The sequence below is a fragment of the Mesorhizobium sp. M4A.F.Ca.ET.020.02.1.1 genome, from assembly GCF_004022645.1.
Classification (GTDB): domain Bacteria; phylum Pseudomonadota; class Alphaproteobacteria; order Rhizobiales; family Rhizobiaceae; genus Mesorhizobium.
In genome coordinates this window covers 1-19,908 of the sequence record NZ_RZOI01000030.1, presented here as the reverse complement: position 1 = coordinate 19,908, position 19,908 = coordinate 1, and the positions used below count along the sequence as shown (strand labels likewise).

The 19,908-nt window shown below is 64.5% G+C and carries 19 protein-coding genes; 14 read left to right on the top strand and 5 right to left on the bottom strand.

Annotated features, from left to right (window positions below):
- The 8 genes from cpaB to EN742_RS04160 all read left to right on the top strand — a co-directional run.
- Positions 1-678: Flp pilus assembly protein CpaB (gene cpaB, locus EN742_RS04195; RefSeq protein WP_128332478.1), on the top strand; the 678-nt coding region annotated here is incomplete at its 5' end.
- Positions 675-2,207, top strand: coding sequence for a type II and III secretion system protein family protein (locus EN742_RS04190; RefSeq protein ID WP_127400178.1), 1,533 nt, complete (start codon positions 675-677; stop codon positions 2,205-2,207). The genes cpaB and EN742_RS04190, both read left to right, overlap by 4 nt.
- Before the next feature lie 14 nt (positions 2,208-2,221).
- Positions 2,222-2,962, top strand: a complete 741-nt coding sequence (locus EN742_RS04185) for a CpaD family pilus assembly protein (RefSeq protein ID WP_128332477.1) — start codon at positions 2,222-2,224, stop codon at positions 2,960-2,962.
- Positions 2,963-2,990: 28 nt separating this feature from the next.
- Positions 2,991-4,274 (top strand): CpaE family protein, encoded by a 1,284-nt coding sequence (locus EN742_RS04180; protein WP_189375172.1) that lies wholly within the window; start codon positions 2,991-2,993, stop codon positions 4,272-4,274.
- A gap of 29 nt (positions 4,275-4,303) precedes the next feature.
- Entirely contained in the window at positions 4,304-5,809 is a 1,506-nt protein-coding gene (locus tag EN742_RS04175; RefSeq protein ID WP_128332476.1) for a CpaF family protein, read from the top strand.
- A gap of 29 nt (positions 5,810-5,838) precedes the next feature.
- A complete protein-coding gene (locus EN742_RS04170; RefSeq protein WP_126056631.1) occupies positions 5,839-6,852 on the top strand; it encodes a type II secretion system F family protein in 1,014 nt (337 codons plus the stop codon).
- A 9-nt stretch (positions 6,853-6,861) separates the two neighbouring features.
- Entirely contained in the window at positions 6,862-7,878 is a 1,017-nt protein-coding gene (locus EN742_RS04165; RefSeq protein WP_127405140.1) for a type II secretion system F family protein, read from the top strand.
- Between the two features lie 158 nt (positions 7,879-8,036).
- A complete protein-coding gene (locus EN742_RS04160) occupies positions 8,037-8,351 on the top strand; it encodes a putative quinol monooxygenase (protein WP_127405139.1) in 315 nt (104 codons plus the stop codon).
- Positions 8,352-8,397: 46 nt separating this feature from the next.
- On the opposite strand, the gene EN742_RS04155 is transcribed toward EN742_RS04160, so the two are convergent.
- Positions 8,398-9,222 (bottom strand): tetratricopeptide repeat protein, encoded by an 825-nt coding sequence (locus tag EN742_RS04155; RefSeq protein ID WP_127405138.1) that lies wholly within the window; start codon positions 9,220-9,222, stop codon positions 8,398-8,400.
- 225 nt (positions 9,223-9,447) lie between these two features.
- Here EN742_RS04155 and EN742_RS04150 point away from each other — a divergent pair, with 225 nt between their 5' ends.
- The 5 genes from EN742_RS04150 to pdeM all read left to right on the top strand — a co-directional run bounded on the left by EN742_RS04150 (position 9,448) and on the right by pdeM (position 15,464).
- Positions 9,448-10,812 (top strand): leucyl aminopeptidase family protein, encoded by a 1,365-nt coding sequence (locus EN742_RS04150; RefSeq protein ID WP_127405137.1) that lies wholly within the window; start codon positions 9,448-9,450, stop codon positions 10,810-10,812.
- 66 nt (positions 10,813-10,878) lie between these two features.
- Complete coding sequence (locus EN742_RS04145; protein WP_126056626.1) at positions 10,879-11,229, top strand: MarR family winged helix-turn-helix transcriptional regulator; 351 nt, start codon at positions 10,879-10,881, stop codon at positions 11,227-11,229.
- 28 nt (positions 11,230-11,257) lie between these two features.
- Positions 11,258-12,118 carry an NlpC/P60 family protein gene (locus tag EN742_RS04140; RefSeq protein ID WP_127405136.1) on the top strand — a complete coding sequence of 287 codons (861 nt, stop codon included), beginning with the start codon at positions 11,258-11,260 and terminating at the stop codon, positions 12,116-12,118.
- A gap of 93 nt (positions 12,119-12,211) precedes the next feature.
- Entirely contained in the window at positions 12,212-14,728 is a 2,517-nt protein-coding gene (locus EN742_RS04135) for a ligase-associated DNA damage response DEXH box helicase (RefSeq protein ID WP_128332475.1), read from the top strand.
- 19 nt (positions 14,729-14,747) lie between these two features.
- Positions 14,748-15,464, top strand: coding sequence for a ligase-associated DNA damage response endonuclease PdeM (pdeM, locus tag EN742_RS04130; RefSeq protein ID WP_126056623.1), 717 nt, complete (start codon positions 14,748-14,750; stop codon positions 15,462-15,464).
- 13 nt (positions 15,465-15,477) lie between these two features.
- Here the strand turns inward: pdeM and EN742_RS04125 are convergent, their stop codons facing one another.
- A complete protein-coding gene (locus EN742_RS04125) occupies positions 15,478-16,449 on the bottom strand; it encodes a quinone oxidoreductase (protein ID WP_128332474.1) in 972 nt (323 codons plus the stop codon).
- Between the two features lie 93 nt (positions 16,450-16,542).
- On the opposite strand from EN742_RS04125, the gene EN742_RS04120 reads away from it, so the two are divergent.
- Positions 16,543-17,421, top strand: a complete 879-nt coding sequence (locus EN742_RS04120) for a LysR substrate-binding domain-containing protein (RefSeq protein WP_126056621.1) — start codon at positions 16,543-16,545, stop codon at positions 17,419-17,421.
- A gap of 13 nt (positions 17,422-17,434) precedes the next feature.
- Here the strand turns inward: EN742_RS04120 and EN742_RS04115 are convergent, their stop codons facing one another.
- The 3 genes from EN742_RS04115 to EN742_RS04105 form a co-directional block, all read right to left on the bottom strand.
- On the bottom strand, positions 17,435-18,370 hold the full coding sequence (locus EN742_RS04115) for a DmsC/YnfH family molybdoenzyme membrane anchor subunit (RefSeq protein ID WP_126056620.1): 936 nt from the start codon (positions 18,368-18,370) through the stop codon (positions 17,435-17,437).
- A 10-nt stretch (positions 18,371-18,380) separates the two neighbouring features.
- Positions 18,381-19,115 (bottom strand): 4Fe-4S dicluster domain-containing protein, encoded by a 735-nt coding sequence (locus EN742_RS04110; protein ID WP_128332473.1) that lies wholly within the window; start codon positions 19,113-19,115, stop codon positions 18,381-18,383.
- Positions 19,112-19,908: molybdopterin dinucleotide binding domain-containing protein (locus EN742_RS04105; RefSeq protein WP_189375170.1), on the bottom strand; the 797-nt coding region annotated here is incomplete at its 5' end. The genes EN742_RS04105 and EN742_RS04110, both read right to left, overlap by 4 nt.

The following is a 19,908-nucleotide window of genomic DNA, read 5'->3' as shown; positions in this document are numbered from 1 at the left end:
CTGCAGGACGTGCTCGTCCTGTCCGGCGATGTCGCCATGGGCAGCCCGCTGGAGAACAACATCAGCTGGGAGTCCTGGCCGTCCGGCGGCATCAATGCCAATTTCATCACCCGAGCCGCCGAGCCCGATGCGCTGGATAAGCTGAAGGGCTCCGTTGCCCGCGTGGCGATGTACACGGGCGAGCCGCTGAGGCGCTCCAAGCTGATCGGCGAGGGGCAGAGCTTCATGTCGTCAATTCTGCCCAGCGGCATGCGCGCCGTCGCCACTGCCATATCTGCCGACACTTCGGCGGGTGGCTTCATCCTTCCCAATGATTTCGTTGACGTCATCATGACCCGCCGTTCCGACACTGGAACGGGTGGCAGCGGCTTCACCACCGAGACCATCCTGAAGAACATCCGCGTCCTGGCGATCGACCAGACCATCCAGGAGGACGAGGAGGGCAAGAAGACCAGGGTTGGCCAGACAGCCACTCTGGAGCTGACGCCGCAGCAGGCCGAAATCATCACGGTCGCGCAGCAGATGGCCGATCGCCTGACGTTGGCGCTGCGTTCGATCACGGACACCAGCGAAAAGAATCTGAACGAGGCTGACTACCTCGTCTCCGGCAACGGCCGGCGCGGCACGGTGCGGATGATCAAGTCGGGCGAAGTTTCCGAAGTGGGAGCAAGGAAATGAGGCTAAAGGGTAAACTGCCCTTCATGGTGGCAGCGGCGATCGGCCTGTTCCTGCTCGGCACCAGCGCGCCTGGAGTTATCGAGGCGAAGGCCGCGAAAAGGAGCGCCCAGGTGTCGGCGTCCACCGCCACGCAGCGCGTTAAGCTCGGCCTCAACAAGTCGGTGGTCATCGACCTGCCCAGCGACGCCTATGACATTCTCGTTGCCAATCCGGCGGTCGCCGATGCGGTGACGCGCACGGCAAGGCGCATCTATCTGTTCGGCAAGGCCGTGGGCGAGACCAACATCTTCGTCTTCGGTCCCAATGGCGAGCAGATCGTCAGCCTGGACCTTGCGGTCGAACGCGACGTCGCCGGATTGGAGGACTACCTCAAGCGCTTCCTTCCGACCTCCGAGATCAAGGTCGAACTTTTGAACGACAACGTCGTCTTGACCGGAACCGTGGACACCCCCCTCGACGCCAAGCGCGCGGTCGATCTGGCGACCATCTTTGTGTCTGGCGGCGAGGCGACCACCGGACAATATTCGCAGACCGCCGCCGGTGGGTCGGCCAATGGCGGTGTCGATATCAACAATCCCGACCAGGAACGCCGCGTCTCGAAGATCGTCAACCTGCTGCAGATCATCGGCGACGACCAGGTGACGCTCAAGGTGACGGTGGCGGAAGTCAGCCGCTCGGTGATGAAGCAACTCGGCGTCAACATGGTCGGCAATGGCGGCAGCAATGGCATCACCTGGGGTGCCGTCAGCTCGACCAACTACGGATTGGGCAAACCGCTCTCGCAAAGCTCTGGACTGTCGCTAGGTACTGCGGAACTCCAGTCCTACATCAATGCCATGGAACAAAGCGGCGTCATGAAGACGCTTGCGGAACCGACCCTGACAGCTGTTTCGGGCGAAAAGGCAACATTCAAGGTGGGCGGTGAGTTCAATCTCATCACTTCGCGGACGAGCAACACGTCGACTGACAACCAAACGGGCCAAATCACATACACCAACGACAAGCTCGAATACGGCATCGGCCTCGAGTTCCAGCCGGTGGTTCTGTCGGCTGGGCGGATCAGTCTCAAGGTCAGGACGTCCGTCTCGGAGCCGACCGCAGAAGGCGCGACCACCCTCGAGGGGGGCGGCGCTCTGCCGGGAACCACCTTGCTGTCGATTCGCAAGAGACTGGCCGATACGACGGTCGAATTGCCGTCGGGCGGTTCGATGATGATAGCCGGCCTTGTCCGTGACGATATTCGTCAGGCTGTTTCGGGGCTGCCAGGCTTGGCCAAGATCCCGGTGCTCGGCACGCTTTTCCGCAGCAAGGACTTCGTGCGCAACGAAAGCGAGCTCGTCATCATCATCACGCCCTATCTGGCCAGGCCGGTCGCGCGCAATGAACTTGCCAAGCCGGACGACAACTTCAACGCGCCGAGCGACGGCGCGGGCATGTTCCTTGGTCGCGTCAACCGCGTCTACGGCACCATGCAGACCGACAGGCCCAACGGCCGCTATCACGGCGTTGTCGGCTTCATCTACAAGTGAGCGGGGAAGCGGACATGTTCCAGTCATCGAAGATCATCGGGACCGCAGCGCCGGCACGGTCCGGTCGCGAGCGGATCCGCCGCTCGGCCGCACCGGTCCTGGCGGTCATGCTCGCCGCATCCCTTGCCGGCTGCGCCGGCTGGAAGCGCGACAGCGTTACGGTCGGTGCCATCCCCGACGACTATCGCACCAGCCATCCGATCGTGATCGCTGAAAAAAACCAGAAGATCGATCTTCCCGTCGGCGCCGGTGACCGCGGCATGACCGGTTCCCAGCGCGATACGCTGCTCGGCTTCCTCGACGGCTACGACAAGAGCGCCGCCCCAGCGCTGACGATCGCGGCCCCGGTCGGGTCGGCCAACGAGGTGGCCGCGGCCGCCGCCAGCCGCGACTTCGCCAGGCTTGCCATCGCAGCCGGCGTCAGCCGGAGCCGGATCGTCATGACGTCCTACCAGTCGGTATCGCCTGAAGCGTCCGCGCCGGTGCGCGTCGCCTACGTCTCGATCAAGGCCCAGACCGACAAATGCGGACGCTGGCCCGAAGACCTGCTTCAGACGTCGGAAAACAAGCACTATGCCGACTATGGCTGCTCGTATCAGAACAACCTCGCCGCTCAGATGGCCAATCCGGCCGATCTGCTAGGGCCGCGCAAGCAATCCGACATCGATGCCGAAAACCGCAGCAAGGTGATCGACATCTATCGCAGCAGAGGCATTTCGGACGAGTTCCTCGGCAACTCGGAAGTGACCTACTAGCGGCGCAAGTCAGGGAGAGAGCATGACGATGAGCAATCTTGCCTATGACGCGCCACTGGATGGTGGCGATACCTCGCAACAGGACATCGCCGCGATGCAGGCCTTGCGGCCGGTCCCGCGCATCTCGATCCAGGCTTTTTGCGAAACCGAGGGCGTCGCCAGTCCGGTCCGCCTCGCCGGCGAGGACCGGCGCATGGCGAAGGCCCATCTGAAGGTTCATATGGGCGGCATCGCCACCGCGATCGAGTTCTACCAGTCGGCGCCGACGCCCAACCTGATCCTGCTCGAATCCCGCAGCGAGCCCAAGCAACTGCTGGAGCAGCTGGCGCAGCTTTCCGAATATTGTGATCCGTCCTCGAAGGTCGTGGTGATCGGCCACTACAACGACGTCGGCCTCTATCGCGAGCTCATCCGCTCCGGCATTTCCGAATACGTCATCGCACCGGTGTCGATGACCGACATCGTCAGCGTGGTTTCGTCGATCTTCGTCGATCCGGAGGCCGAGCCGATCGGCCGCTCGATCGCCTTCATCGGCGCCAAGGGCGGCGTCGGCTCCTCGACCATCGCCCACAATGTCGCCTGGGCGATGTCGTCGCTGTTCAAGTCCGAAGTGGTCGTGGCCGATCTCGATCTTGCCTTCGGAACGGCCAACATCAATTTCGACCAGGATCCGGCGCAAGGCATCGCAGAGGCGGTGTTTTCGCCCGAGCGCGTCGACGAGGTCTATCTCGACCGGTTGCTTGCGCAATGCGCAGAACACCTGTCGCTGCTTGCGGCCCCATCCACGCTCGAGCGGGTCTACGACTTCGATTCCGACGCCTTCTCGCAGCTTATCGACACGGCCCAGCGCAGCGCGCCGCTCCTGGTCCTAGATGTCCCGCATGTCTGGACGGGATGGGCCAAGAGCATCCTCATCAAGGCGGATGAGGTCGTCATCACCGCGACGCCGGAACTGGCCAATCTGCGCAACACCAAGAACATGGTGGACATGCTGAAAAGGCTGCGTCCGAACGATCCGCCGCCAAGGCTCGTCATCAATCAGGCGGGCGTGCCGAAGCGTCCCGAGATCGGGCCGTCGGATTTTGCCGAGCCGCTCGGCATCACGCCGATGGCGGTCATCCAGTTCGAACCGCTGCTCTTTGGCAACGCGGCCAACAACGGGCGCATGCTGGGCGAGATGGATGCCAAGAGCCCGATCGTAGGCATCATCGACGAGATCGCGCATGTGCTGACCGGACGCAGCGAAATCAAGACCAAGAAGAAGGCGGGTCTCGGCTCGCTTCTCGGCAAGCTCTCGCGCAACAAGAAATGACGCTCAGGCGGCGGAATTGGTAGTCGATCATGTTTGGTAAGAGAGGCTCTGACGACGGCAACCGGTTCAAGCCGGAATTCCGCCAGCCGGCACCGGGGCCGGCGGCGCCTGGATCCGCGGACGCCGCGGTTCTTGCGCGGCCCGCCGCGCCGCCGCAGGCCGGAGAGCCGGCCGCTCAGCCCGCCCGCCGCCCGGTCGAGCCGCCGCCGCCGCCGCTGGCGCCGGAGCCGAAGAAGGTCCAGCGCGAGCGCAGCGAGACCTACTACGACACCAAGAGCCAGGTCTTTTCCGCCCTCATCGACACGATCGACCTGTCGCAGCTCGCCAAGCTCGATCCCGAAAGCGCGCGCGAGGAAATCCGCGACATCGTCAACGACATCATCGCGATCAAGAATTTCGCGATGTCGATCGCCGAGCAGGAGCAATTGCTCGAGGATATCTGCAACGATGTGCTCGGCTACGGGCCGCTGGAGCCGCTGCTTGCCCGTGACGACATCGCCGACATCATGGTCAACGGCTCCAAGAACGTCTACATCGAAGTCAACGGCAAGGTCGAACAGACCGGCATACGCTTCCGCGACAATCAGCAGCTCCTCAATATCTGCCAGCGCATCGTCAGCCAGGTTGGCCGCCGGGTCGACGAATCGAGCCCGATCTGCGACGCCCGCCTTCCCGACGGTTCCCGCGTCAACGTCATCGCGCCGCCGCTCTCCATCGACGGCACCGCCCTCACCATCCGCAAGTTCAAGAAGGACAAGCTGACGCTCGACCAGCTGGTCAAGTTCGGCGCGATCTCGCCGCAGGGCGCCGAGGTCCTCAAGATCATCGGCCGAGTCCGCTGCAATGTCGTCATCTCGGGCGGCACCGGCTCAGGCAAGACGACCCTGCTCAACTGCCTGACCAACTACATCGACCGCGAGGAGCGCGTCATCACCTGCGAGGACTCCGCCGAACTGCAGCTGCAACAGCCGCATGTGGTTCGCCTCGAAACCCGTCCGCCCAATCTCGAGGGCGAGGGCGAGGTGACGATGCGCGACCTGGTCAAGAACTGCCTGCGCATGCGGCCCGAGCGGATCATCGTCGGCGAAGTGCGCGGACCGGAAGTGTTCGACCTGTTGCAGGCGATGAACACCGGCCACGACGGTTCGATGGGAACGATCCACTCCAACAGCCCACGCGAGTGCCTGAACCGTATCGAATCGATGATCGCGATGGGCGGTTATTCGCTGCCGCAGAAGACCGTGCGCGAGATCGTCGTCGGCTCGGTCGACGTGATCATCCAGGCGGCCCGCCTGCGCGACGGCTCGCGCCGCATCACCCACATCACCGAAGTGATCGGCATGGAAGGCGACGTCATCATCACGCAGGACCTCATCCTCTACAACATCAAGGGTGAGGACGCGGGCGGCCGGCTGATCGGCGAGCATGTGTCGACCGGTATCGGCCGGCCACATTGCTGGGATCGCGCCCGTTATTATGGCGAGGAGCAGCGCCTCGCGACCGCGCTCGAGGCTATGGAGAAAAACGCTGGCTGACGCATTTGGAGGCGTAGGGGCTCTGGTCGATGTTCGGAATTGACAGCACCGTACTTGCGTTTGTCGTGCTGGCTGGCTTCAGCGCCGGCGCGGTCGCCTATGCTTTCCTGTTCACCCGTATCAGCAACGAGAAGCAGGTCGGCAAGCGGCTTGAGACCATCAAGACGGCTGAAACCGACCGGTCGATCGTCAAGGCTTCGCGCGACCGCGCCGCCGAGGCGGTAAAGCGGCGAAAGTCCCTCCAGGATACGCTGAAGCAGCTCGACGAAAAGCAGAGATCCAACGATCGCATCGTCAAGAAGCCGCCGCTCAAGGTGCAGATCCGCCAGGCCGGCATGCAGGTCTCCATCGAGCGCTTCTATATCTACTCGGCGATCTGCGGCATCGCCCTCATGGTGCTCGCCTACGTGGCCGGCGCGCCCCTTCTGGTGCTGCCGGGCGCATTGCTGGCCGGCGCGTTCGGCTTGCCGCGCTGGTTCGTCTCGTTCCGCCGCAGCCGCCGGGTCAAGGCATTCCTCAACGAGTTTCCGAACGCACTCGACATCATCGTGCGCGCGGTCAAGTCAGGCCTGCCACTCAACGATGCCATCCGTCTGATCGCCAACGAGTCTCCGGAGCCGGTCAGGACCGAGTTTCGCCGCATCATCGATTCGCAGCAGATGGGCATGTCGATCCCCGACGCCACCATCCGCATGTCCGAAACCATGCCGTGCGCGGAGGCGGGCTTCTTCGGCATCGTCATCCAGATCCAGTCACAGGCGGGCGGCAACCTCTCCGAGGCGCTTGGCAACCTCTCGCGCGTGCTGCGCGACCGCAAGAAGATGAAGGCCAAGGTGCAGGCGCTGTCGATGGAGGCGAAGGCATCGGCCGTCATCATCGGCGCCCTGCCTTTCGTCGTCGCCTTCCTCGTCTACCTGTCGAGCCCGAACTACATCATGCCGCTGTTCACCACCAGCACGGGCAACCTGATCATCGGCTGTTCGCTGGTCTGGATGTCGATCGGCATCCTGGTGATGCGTAAGATGATGAACTTCGAAGTCTAGGGGGCGTCAGTGACAGACCAGGTCGTCAAATCCCTCACCGACCCCGGCTTTCTGATCGCCTTGCTGGTCGGCATCGCGGTGTTCGCGACGGTCTTCACGCTCTTGCCGGCGCTTGGCGGCAACCAGCTTAAGTCGCGCATGAAATCGGTGGCGCTGGAGCGCGAGGAACTGCGCGCCAAGCAGCGCGCACGGCTGGCCAACGAAGCCGATCGCCGCCGCAAGGGCCTGCGCGAAGAGCAGTCGATCGGCATGCGCAACATCGTCGATCGGCTGGACCTGAGGCGCGCGCTGGCCGATGAAGGCACGCTGCAGAAGCTCAAAGTGGCCGGGTTTCGCGGCCAGAATCCGCTGACGCGCTTCCTGTTCTTCCGCCTGGTCCTGCCCTTCGTCGGTTTCGCGCTCGCGGCCGTCTACCTGTTCGTGCTCGGCGGCCTGCCCCAGCAGCCACCCTTCATCAAGCTGTTTGTCTGCGTTGTGGTTGCCTATGGCGGCTTCTATGCGCCGATCCTTTACGTCAACAACCGCGCCACCAAGCGCAAGCAGTCGATCCAGATAGCGTGGCCGGACGCGCTGGATCTGATGCTGATCTGCGTTGAGTCGGGCATGTCCGTGGAAGCAGCGCTGCGCAAGGTCGCCGACGAGATCGGCGGTCAGTCGGTGGCGCTCGCGGAAGAGTTCGTGCTCACCAACGCCGAGCTCTCCTATCTGCAGGAGCGCAAGGTGGCCTACGAGAACCTTGCCAGCCGCACCGGCCTGGAATCGGTCAAGTCGGTGTCGCAGGCGCTGGTCCAGGCCGAGCGCTACGGCACGCCGGTCGCGCATGCGCTGCGCGTGCTGGCCTCGGAAAGCCGCGACATGCGCATGAACGCGGCGGAGAAGAAGGCAGCCGCCCTGCCGCCCAAGCTCACCGTGCCGATGATCCTGTTCTTCCTGCCGGTGCTGTTCGCCATCATCCTGGGGCCGGCCGGCATCCAGGTCAGCCAGCGCGGCATCTTCGGCGATCAGCACAATTCAAGCAGTCAGTAGGGCAGCGACACCCGGAAGCTGACGAAAAAGGCTGCGCTTGACGCCGGCAATGGCCGCTGGCGTTACTGACCAGCTTTGGTAGATCATTGTCGCGCTGATCGAGAAGAGGGAAGCCGAGAAGCCGGCTGCATGCAGGCCATACATGAAACGGATAGCCAATGATTGTGAGGATAGCGGAACTGGAGATCGACGCCGACTGCCTCGACGCCTACGCCGCTCTCATCTCTGAAGAGACGGAAGCCTCTGTGAGGCTAGAGTCTGGGGTGCTTTTTCTATTCGCGGTGTCGGTCAGAGAAAGCCCGCATATCGTCCGCGTCATTGAAGGTTATGCCGATCAGGCGGCTTATGAAGCGCACCTGACCACGCCACATTTTCTCAAATACAAGGCCGAGACCGCCGGTATGGTGAAGTCCCTCCGTCTGATCGAAACCGATCCGATCTCGCTGAAAGCTAAAACTCAAATTTCAAACTGATCCATTGCCGATGACCTTGAGGAATCGGCTGACGCTGGCGATGCCGTCAGTTGGTCGCGGGCGTGTCTTTTGCCTTGTCCTGGTCCTTCAGCTGGTTCCAGGCGTTCTGCTGGGCGAGCATCTGGCGCAAATAGGCGACATTGGCTTGCGCCTGTTCGGGCGAGAGCTCCTGCGAGGCGATCTTCTCGGCCTCGTCGAAGCGGCCCTGTAGGCCGACGACCAGCGCCAGATTCTGGCGCACGCGACTGTCGGCGTTCGGCTGCTGGGCCGCCGAGCGCATATAGGTCTCGGCGGTGCGCAGGTCGCCTTCCAGCACATAAGACATGCCGAGATTGGACAGGATCGAGGGTTCGTTCGGCTTGAGGTCGAGCGCCTTGCGGTAGTCCTGGCGCGCCTCGTCCCGCTGGCCGAGCTGGTCGAGGATCGCGGCTTCGGCCGACACCAGCCGCCAGTCCGGATATTCAGGCGTCTGCGCGCGGCGCACAGCATCCAGCGCCGGCTCGAACTGCCCGTTGGCGGCGAGCGCCTTGCCGTAGGCGGCGAGCACGTCGCGGTCCTTGGGCAGTGCGATCGCCAGCTTGCGCATCACGGCAAGCGACTGGTCTGCGTCGCCATCCATCTGCAGCGCCGCCGCGTAATTGGTGGCGATCCGCTTGTCGTTGGGGTTCCTGGCATAGGATTCGCCGAGCCTGGCCGTCGCGCTGTGCAGCTCGGAGGCAGACATGGTCTCCAGCGGCCTGCTGTCGGACCGTCCGATGGAGCCGGTCGTGAGCTTGCTGGTACCGCAGCCGGCGACACTTGCCGCGAGTGCAGCCATGAAGACCGTGGTGATCAGCCGCTTGCCCGTGTTCATCAAACCATTGATCAGCATCGGCCTGCGGCCTCCATATGTGTGCGGCCTTGTGTGGCCGTCTTCCCTCCCGAAGAAATATTCTGTTAACCCTAACGGACAGTTAAGAACGCCGAGTCGGACGGCATTAGAGCGGTTCAGCGTTTCATGGAATCGCCGAACCGCTCTAACTATTTGCTTCTTCGCAATTCCGGACGGAAAACCGCTACACACTTTTCCTGGAATTGCTCTAGCGGAGACCATCGAATGCCAGTCGAACTCGTCGAGACGAAATCAGCGACCGCCCTGCCGGTCCACCTGGTCGCGGGCGGCGGCCTTGATGCCGCGGGTCTGGCACCTGCCGTGATTGCCTGGGCCCGGGCCAACGGCTTTTCCGGCGAGGCCGGCAGGACGCTGCCCTTGCCGGGCGAGGACGGCGCGCTTGCCGGCGTCCTGTTCGGCCTTGGCGATGGCGATGGCGCGCTCACCGTTGGTGCCCTGGCGAGAGCCCTGCCGGAAGGTGACTGGCACTTCGCCGTCGAGCCGGCCTGGCCGGACCTTGCGGCGATCGGGCTTGTGCTTGGCGGCTATGCCTTCACCCGCTATGGCAAGAAGCCCGGCAGGCAGCTCCGCTTCGCCCTGCCGGCGGGCGCCGATGCCGCGCATGTCCGCCGCATCGCCGATGGCGTTTTCCTGACCCGCGACCTCGTCAACACGCCAACCAGCGACATGGGACCGGACGAGCTGGAAAAAGCGGCGCGGGTCTTGGCCGCCACGCACCAGGCCCAGGTGTCGGCAATCAACGGCGACGATCTCCTCAAGCAGAACTTCCCGATGATCCACGCGGTCGGCCGCGCCTCCACAAGCGCGCCGCGGCTGATCGACATGCTCTGGGGCCCACCGGAGGCGCCGAAGGTGACGCTGGTCGGCAAGGGCGTCTGCTTCGACACCGGCGGCCTCGACATCAAGCCGTCATCAGGCATGCTGCTGATGAAGAAGGACATGGGCGGCGCCGCCAACGTGCTGGGCCTTGCCTCCATGATTATGGCCGCCAGGCGAAACGTGCGGCTGCGCGTCTTGATCCCGGCGGTCGAGAACTCGATTGCCGGCAACGCCTTCCGGCCGGGCGATGTGCTGACGAGCCGCAAGGGCATCACCGTCGAGATCGGCAACACCGACGCCGAGGGGCGGCTGGTGCTGGCGGATGCGCTGGCGCTGGCCGATGACGAACAGCCCGAGCTGCTCGTCGACATGGCGACGCTGACCGGCGCTGCCCGTGTCGCGCTCGGTCCGGATCTGCCGCCCTTCTACACCGGCGATGAGGTGCTGGCGTCCGAGCTGTCGGCGGCATCGATGGCGGTCGAGGATCCGCTGTGGCGCATGCCCTTGTGGCGGCCCTACGATGCAAAGCTGTCGTCGAAGATCGCCGACATCAACAACGTCACCAACGATGGCTTCGCCGGCTCGGTCACCGCGGCGCTTTTCCTCAAACGCTTCGTCGAGAAGACGCCGCGCTGGGCGCATTTCGACATCTTCGCCTGGAATCCGTCGGATCGCGCGCATGGCATTGCCGGCGGCGAGGCGCAGGGCATTCGCGCGCTGGAGCGGATTATCTCCAGGCGTTTCGGGTGATGCCTTTGGGGCCAAATACGCCGGTACTGAAACGGAACCGAAACAATTTGCCGGCATGCTGGGGCGATGTCGATCTCGATGCGCCCCAGCCAGGCTCTCAGACTGTGGCAGCAGGTGATGCTGTCGCAGGTGCGCGACGGCGCGCCCGATCTCACCATGCGCCAGACGGCGATCCTGTTCACCATCTATCTCGACCCGCCGCCGCATACGGTGCGTGGGCTCGCGGCCCGGCTCAACGTCACCAAGCCGGTCATCACGCGAGCGCTCGACACGATGGGCGCGCTGAAGCTGGTGTCGCGCCACCGCGATGAGCTCGACAAGCGCAACGTCCTGATCAGGCGTACCGTCGAGGGCGCGCTCTTTGTCGAGCGCTTCGGCGATGGTATCATCGCCAGGGCCCATGAACTGCCCATCTGACCGATCGTCCATCTGACCGAGTGCCGATTTGACCGCCAGGGATGCCCGCCTCCACGCCTTCCGTTCCGATCTCGCCGATGCCAGGCTGAAAGGCGAGGTTTCAGCCGAGCGTTTCGTCGCCGGGCTACCGGCGCGGATTTCCGTTCCGGTGGCGGATCTGCGCAAGTCACCGCGCTGGGATGCCGGCGTCAACACGCAGGCCGTGTTCGGCGACGATGTCCTGGTCTTCGAGGAGAGGGAAGGCTGGGCCTGGATCCAGGCCGAGCGCGACGGTTATGTCGGCTATGTCGCCGACACCGTGCTTGGGGCGAGGGATCACGCGCCGACCCATGTCGTCTCGGTGCCGCGCACCTTCCTCTATCCTGGCCCTGACCTGCGCATCCCGGTAAGCGGCCAATTGTCGATGGGCTCGGCGGTGACCGTGACGGGCCCGGCCGAAACGCGCGGCACGCCCTATGCCCTTTTGTCGTCCGGCCAGGCGCTTATCGCGGCCCATCTGCGATCCATAGGCGAAGTTGCGACCGACTATGTTTCGGTTGCGGAGGGTTTTCTCGGCACGCCCTATCTGTGGGGCGGCGTCTCCGGCTTCGGCATCGACTGCTCCGGCCTCGTGCAATTGGCGATGCGCATGACGGGCAAGGACGTGCTGCGCGACTCCGACATGCAGGCGGCATCGATCGGCGAGCCGCTCGATCCGGGACCTGACTTCGCGGGCTTGCGGCGCGGCGACCTCGTCTTCTGGAAGGGCCATGTCGCGATCATGACCGACCCCGACACCATGATCCACGCCAACGGCCACACAATGCTGGTCTCGCGCGAAGGGCTGAAGGAGGCCGTCGAGCGCATCGGCTATCTCTATGGCGGCCCGACGGGGTTTCGGCGGCCCTGACCCTTCCTCTCCCGTAAACGGGGCGAGGAACATTGATCCCCTTTTGTTCCGATTTTTCTTGGCGATCGCGCGCCGTCGCGCTACCTCTGGCGCGTGACAGAGCAGCCGCGCCTTGCCGAACGGAATGCCGCCGTGGTGCTGCCCGAGCCATTCGTCAGATGGTTCGGGCGGAAGGGCTGGTCACCGCGCGCCCATCAGCTTGAACTTTTGGCGCGGGCGCAAGCCGGCCAGTCGGTGCTGCTGATCGCGCCGACCGGCGCCGGCAAGACGCTCGCCGGCTTCATGCCTTCGCTGATCGAACTTGCCAACCGTCCCAGGCGGAAGCCCGGCGAGGCGCATCGCGGCATCCACACGCTCTACATTTCGCCGCTCAAGGCGCTGGCCGTCGACATCGAGCGCAATCTCGGCAAGCCAGTGGAAGAGATCGGGCTTCCCGTCACCATCGAGACGCGCACCGGCGACACGCCTTCGCACAAGCGCCAAAGGCAGAAGCTGGCGCCGCCTGACATCCTGCTGACGACGCCCGAGCAGCTTGCCCTGTTGATCGCCTCGAACGATGCAAGACGCTTCTTCGAGGATTTGCGCTACATCGTGCTCGACGAACTGCATTCGCTGGTCACCTCGAAGCGCGGTCATCTGCTGGCGCTCGGCCTGGCGCGGCTGCGCGCTTTCGTTCCCAATCTGCAGACGATCGGGCTTTCCGCGACCGTCGCCGAGCCCGACGAGTTGCGCCGCTGGCTGGTCGCGCAGAACCCACCCGGCAAGATGGCCGGACTGATCACCGTGGCAGGCGGCGCCAAGCCCGACATCTCCATTCTCGATTCGCAGGAGCGCGTGCCGTGGTCCGGTCATTCGGCCCGCTACGCCATCCCGGAAATCTACGAGGCGATAAAAAGACACCGCACGGCGATTTTGTTCGTCAACACCCGCAGCCAGGCCGAACTGCTGTTCCAGGAGCTGTGGCGGGCAAACGAGGATTCGCTGCCGATCGCGCTGCATCACGGCTCGCTCGATGTCGGCAAGCGCCGGCGTGTCGAGAAGGCGATGGGAGAGAATGCACTACGCGCCATCGTCGCCACCTCGACGCTCGATCTCGGTATCGACTGGGGCGATGTCGATCTGGTCGTGCATGTCGGCGCGCCCAAGGGGGCAAGCCGGCTGGCGCAGCGCATCGGCCGCGCCAACCACCGCATGGATGAGCCGTCCAAGGCGATCCTGATTCCGGCCAACCGTTTCGAGGTGCTGGAATGCCGCGCCGCCCTCGACGCCAACTATCTTGGCGCGCAGGACACGCCGCCGCTGATCAAGGGCGCGCTCGATGTGCTGTCGCAGCATGTGCTGGGCGTGGCCTGCGGCGGACCCTTCGATGCCGGGCATCTATTCGTGGAGGTGAGAAGCGCCGCCCCCTATGCCGCGCTGGAGCGCGAGACCTTCGACCGCGTCATCGATTTCGTCGCTACCGGCGGCTACGCGCTGAAGAATTATGAGCGCTATGCCCGCATCCGCCGGACCAAGGAGGGTCTGTGGCGCGTCTCGCATCCGAGTGTCGCGCAGCAATACCGGCTGAATGTCGGCACCATCGTCGAGATGCCGGAGCTCAATGTCCGCTATGTCCGGCAGGGGCGCGGCATGGCCGGACGCGGCGGGCCGGTGCTTGGCAAGGTCGAGGAGTATTTCGCCGAGACGCTGCGCCCCGGTGACAATTTCCTGTTTGCCGGCAAGGTGCTGCGTTTCGAAGGCATCCGCGAGAACGAATGCGTCGTCTCCAACGGCGCCGGAGCCAACATCATCGTGCCCTCCTATGCCGGCGGCAAATTCCCGCTGTCGACCTACCTGGCCGAGCAGGTGCGCGGCATGCTGGCCGACAGCGATCGCTGGCAGGCCCTGCCGGAGCAGGTCGCCGACTGGCTTCGCCTGCAGAAGGAAAAGTCGGTGCTGCCGAAGCGCGGCGACCTGCTGGTCGAGACCTTTCCGCGCGGCAACCGCCACTACATGGTCGCCTATCCGTTCGGGGGCCGGCTGGCGCACCAGACGCTGGGCATGCTTTTGACACGGCGGCTGGAGCGCGCGCATGCGAGACCGCTCGGCTTCGTCGCCACCGACTATTCGCTTGCCGTCTGGGCGCTGGACGACATGGCGGCTTTGTTCAGGGCGAAGAAGCCGTCACTCGGCCAACTGTTCGACGAGGACATGCTGGGCGACGACCTCGAAGCCTGGTTGAACGACAGCTGGATGCTGAAGCGCACCTTCCGCACCTGCGCGGTTATCGCCGGGCTGATCGAGAAGCGCTTTCCCGGACAGGAAAAGAGCGGCCGGCAGGTGACGGTCTCGGCCGATCTGATCTACGATGTGCTTCGCAGCCACGAGCCGGACCATATCTTGCTGCAGGCGACGCGCACCGATGCCTCCGCCGGCCTGCTCGATGTCAGCAGGCTCGCCGAGATGCTCTCGCGTGTGCGAGGTCGAATCGTGCATAAGCATCTCGACCAGATTTCGCCGCTAGCGATCCCGGTGATGCTGGAGATCGGCAAGGAACCGGTCAATGGCGGTGCCAACGAGACGCTGCTGATGGAAGCCGCCGATCTGGTCGAGGAGGCCATGGGCCGATAAGGACTGGGGACGGAGAGGGATGAATTTTTCGCTGACGCGCGCAACGCTGATCGCCGAGGCCGACCTGATCGGCATCGCCGGCGAGCGCGCCGTCTGCGACCCGCGCGGCGTGCTTTACTTCCCTGACCTGCGGCTGCTCGCGGTATCGGACCTGCATCTGGAAAAAGGCTCTTCCTTCGCCAGGCGAGGCTCGCTGATCCCGCCTTACGATACAGGTGCGACACTGCTCAGGCTGCAGGCGGCGATCGCCGACTACCAGCCGGCGATCGTCATCAGCCTGGGCGACTCTTTCCATGACGGCGGCGGCGCCGAGCGCATGCACGCGAGTTTCCGAGATCGGCTGGAAAGCCTGATGGCGGGCCGTGACTGGTTCTGGATCGCCGGCAACCACGATCCCGACGCGCCGGCCGACCTGCCCGGCGAGACCGTGCGCGAGCTAGCCATCGGCTCGCTGCTCTTCCGGCACGAGCCGTCGAAGGTGCGCGTGGAAGGCGAGATATCAGGCCATCTCCACCCTTGCGCCCGCATCGTCCAGCGCGGCCGCTCGGTGCGGCGGCGCTGCTTCGCCGCCGATGGCGGCCGCATGATCATGCCGGCCTTCGGCGCCTACACCGGCTCGCTCAACGTGCTCGACCGCGCCTATGCAGGCCTGTTCCGTCGCGAGACGCTGATGGCCTACATGCTCGGCGCCGAACGCATCTTCGCCATTTCCCACGCCATGCTGCGTCCAGGCTGAACTGGGAATTGCTCTAAGGAAGCATTACGGTTGCGCCGATCGTCTGCCGCGCTTCTAGCCGGCGATGCGCTTCGGCCACTTTGGCGAGCGGGATCCGGGCGTGCAAGGGTATTTTCACGGCACCGCTCAGCACGACGCTGAAGAGTTCTTCGCTCATGGCGACGACGTCCTCGCGCCTGGCGAGATGATGGAACAACAACGGCCAGGTGGCGAACAGCGAGCCTTTCTGCATCAGCAGCATGATGTCGAACGGCGGGATCGATCCTGACGCCGTGCCGAAGCTGACGAAGGTGCCAAAGGGCCGCAGGCAACCGAGCGAGGCGGGAAAGGTCGCCTTGCTGACGCCGTCGTAGACGACGTGACAGCCTTCGCCACCAGTGATCTCCCTCACCCGCGCGGCAAAGTCTTCCCTGCCATAGTCGATGACATGGTCGCAGCCACTGGCGCGCGCGAGCTCGGCCTTCTCTGGCGAACCGACCGTGCCGATGACGGTGGCGCCGAGATGCTTAGCCCATTGTGTCAGGATGAGGCCGACGCCGCCCGCCGCGGCCTGCACGAGGATGGTGTGGCCCGCCTCGACGCGAAACGTGCGGCGCAGCAGATATTGCGCCGTCAGCCCCTTCAGCATCATCGCCGCGCCGGTCTCGAAGTCGATGGCGTCGGGCAGATGGACGACAAAATGCGCCGGCACGATGCGTTCCTCGGCATAGGCGCCCAGCGTCTCGACATAGGCGACACGATCGCCGGACGCGAAGCCGCTCACCCCTTCGCCGACGGCGACGATTTCGCCGGCGCCTTCATTGCCCGGCGTGAATGGCAAAGCGGGCGGCGCATATTCGCCGGTGCGGAAATAGATGTCGACGAAGTTTAGGCCGACCGCCCGGTTGCACACGCGGACCTCGCCGGGTCCGGGCTGGCCGATGTCGACATCTTCATAGGCAAGCACATCTGGCCCGCCATGGCGGTGGACGCGGATCGCTTTCATGGATTTCTTCCTTGCGCTGTCTCGTGGCAGGGAGATAGCGCGTGGCGCGATATCATTGTAGGCTGATATCCGTGACATCAGAGTTCAAGGATCATGATATCTGAGCAAATAGGCCTCGACCTTCTTCGCACCTATGTGGCGGTCTGCCGGCAGGGCAGCCTGAGCAGGGTCGCTGCGCAGACCGGCAGAACCCAATCGTCGCTGAGCATGCAGATGCGGCGGCTCGAAGGATTGCTGCAACGGCACCTGTTCCAACGCACCGGCCGCGGTGTCGTGCCAACCGCGGAGGGGGAACTCTTTCTGGGATACGCGACCCGCATCCTGGCTCTGGGCGATGAGGCGGTGGCACGTCTGCGGCCGGCCGGCGTAGGCGGCGGCGTGCGTATCGGCCTCGCCGAGGAGGTCACGACGGCAGCGCTGTCGGCAGCACTCGGGCGGCTTCATCGCACCTATCCCGAGATCAGCCTTGACGTGACGGTCGAGCACAGTGTCGCGCTGGGACGGCTTTGGAGTGAGGATGTGCTGGATGTCATGATCGCCCCGACATCCGTCGTCGCGGCCGATGCCCTGACGACGTGGAACGTCGAACTGCAGTGGGTCTGCGCTCACGACTACGAGCTGGATGCGGGGCGGCCGCTCGATCTCGTCGCCTTTGGCGCAACCTGCCCTTGGCGCAGGCGTATGATCGAGGCGCTGCTTGCCGCCGGCAGGGAGCACAGGATCGGCTTGTCGTGCCAGAGCATCACCGGCCTGCAGGCAGCGATCGAGAATGGGCTGGGCGTCGGGCTGCTTCCGCCCGAATCGGTGCGCACTGCTTCGATGCGGGTGCTGAAGACATCTGCTGGCGTTCCCGACACGCTGACGGTCCAATACGGTCTTTACGCACACGACCGACGGACAGCCGTCGTCGACGCCGCGATCGAAATCTTGCTGAAGGACTTGCCAGCCGCGCCACGGGCACGGGCGGCATGACGGAGAGAACGCGCTACCGGCCGTAATAGAGGGTGACCGTGTGCTTCGCCTCGGCGAAGAACAGCCAGCGCTCGACCAGCATACCGGCGAACTGGAGGATGGCCGCAAGCACCGACAGGACCGCCGCGACCGGCCAGGGCAAAGCGGACGCAACGGCAAGCAGCAGGGCCGGCAAGGCGAAAGCCAGCACCTGCGTAATCCGCCGCAGTTTGGCGGCGTGCTTTCGGGCGATACGAAAGCCCATTTCCTTGAGAAGATAGTTCTCTTCGGTGTGCGGCCATTCCAGCGACCGCACCGTGCCTCCGGCGAGGCCCGTCGCGGTGTTGGCGGTAGTCGGAGTTTCCAGCCGGTCATTGTACCGCCAGGTCGCTAGCTTCCACCCCCAGCCGGCAAGGGTGGCAAGCATCGAGAGCGCTAGCACGGCCACCGAACCGACGCCGAAGACCTGCAGCAGCGCGTTGAAAAGCACGCCGCCGGTCATCGCGGAAAAGATCAGATAGCCGGGCAGGGTGAAGCGGCTGTGCCACTGCGCGATTGGCTTCAGCGAGGCATAGATCATGCCGGTGGTGCAGACCGTGGTGACCGCGCCGAGGGCAGCCAACACCCCGGCGATTGCCACCCAGCCGCCGTTGCGGCCCAAAAACACCCAGCCGATGCCGAACAGTCCGGCCGGGATGAAGGTCGCGACCGACGCAACGCCCTCGCGCGACAGCCAGGAACTGCGCCACTGCGAGAAGGCGCGCCAGGCTCGTTCAGGCCGCCCGAGATGGCCGGTCGATGACAGAAGGCCGGCCGCGATCAGGCCGAGCGCCAGTCCCATGCCGACGAGCCCGAGCCAGAAGTCGGGTTCGACAAAGCCCAGCCCGCCGAGCACGCCAAGCAGCGCCAGCAGGCCGTAGCCGGCGCCTGTGGCAGTGGTGAAGAAGACGACGGAGAAAGCGGGATGCATGGCCGGGATGCTAGTTCGAAAGCATGCGGTCGATCCAGCCGAGGAAGCCGCCTTCGGCCCGCACCGGCTCCAGCGCCGGCGCCGGCACCCTGGCGGCGCGTCCCGTATGGGCGCGCGGCGGCAGATACTTGTTGGTCGGGCGATAGCCGAGTTCCGGCATCAGGTCGACGCCGCCGCGCGCCGTCACCAGCTGCGATACGGCTGACGCCGGATCGCCGAGATCGCCGAAATGCCGGGCGCTGGTCGGGCAGGCCGCCACGCAGGCCGGCACACGATCCTCCTCGGCCAGATTGTCGTTGTAGATGCGGTCGACGCAGAGCGTGCATTTCTTCATCACACCGACCTGCGTGTCGAACTCGCGCGCGCCGTAGGGGCAGGCCCAGCTACACAGTTTGCAGCCGATGCATTTGTCCTCGTCGACCAGCACGATGCCGTCCGACGCCCGCTTGTAGGAGGCGCCGGTCGGGCACACGGTGACGCAAGCAGGCTGCTCGCAATGCAGACAGGAGCGCGGGAAGTTCACCGTGCGTCCGCCCATCTCGGTCGTATGCTCATAGCTGTGCACGCGGTTGAACCAGACGCCGTCGACATGGCCGCCGTAGGGATCGATATCGGTCAGCGGCGCCATATGGCCGCCGGTGTTCCATTCCTTGCAGGCGGTGACGCAGGCCTGGCAGCCGACGCAGGTGTCGAGGTCGATGACGAGACCGAGTTTCTTGTCGGTTTGCGCCGGAAGGCAGGTCATTCGGCGGCTTCCCTGTTCATGCGGAACTCGGCGCCGAACTGAAGCATGTCAGGCGAGGGGTGGGAGTGCGGCGGCTCTCTGAACCGCTCGAATTGCGGCTCGGTGAAGCCCGCTTCTTGCGACGCGCATTTGACGATCCGAACCCGCACGTCGAACCATGCCGCCTGTCCCGTCACAGGGTCGGAGTTCGAATAGCGCTTGCCATTGGCGTCCGCCGCGGTCTGGTCGCCGATGATGTGGTTGAGCAGGAAGCCGCGATTGCTCTCCGCCGCATCGTCCTTCAGCCCCCAGCTGCCGCGCCGCTTGCCGATGGCGTTCCATGTCCACACCGTGTCGGGGTTGACGCCGTCGATCAGCTTGATCTGTCCCTTCACCCGGCCGTTGACGCTCTCGATCCACACCCAGTCGTCATCTGCCAGCCCGAGATTGGCGGCCGTCTTTGCATGCACGAACAGCCGGTTCTGGCTGGTGATCTGCCTCAGCCACGCATTCTGCGAGCCCCAGGAATGGTACATGTGCATCGGCCGCTGCGTCAGCGCATGCAAAGGATATTTTTTGAGGTCGGCAGCGTCGTCCTCTAAGGGTGCGTACCAGAACGGCAGCGGGTCCATATAGGTCTCGATGCGGGTCCGCTCCGCCTCCGGCGGCCGCACCTTCCCATGGCCACGCGCGGCCAGCCGGAAGCGCTGCATCGGCTCGGAATAGAGCTGGAAGACGACTGGCTCGGCCTTGGCGATGAAACCCATCTCAGCAGCGAAATCGAGATCGGAGCGGCTGCCCATCTTGTAGTAGC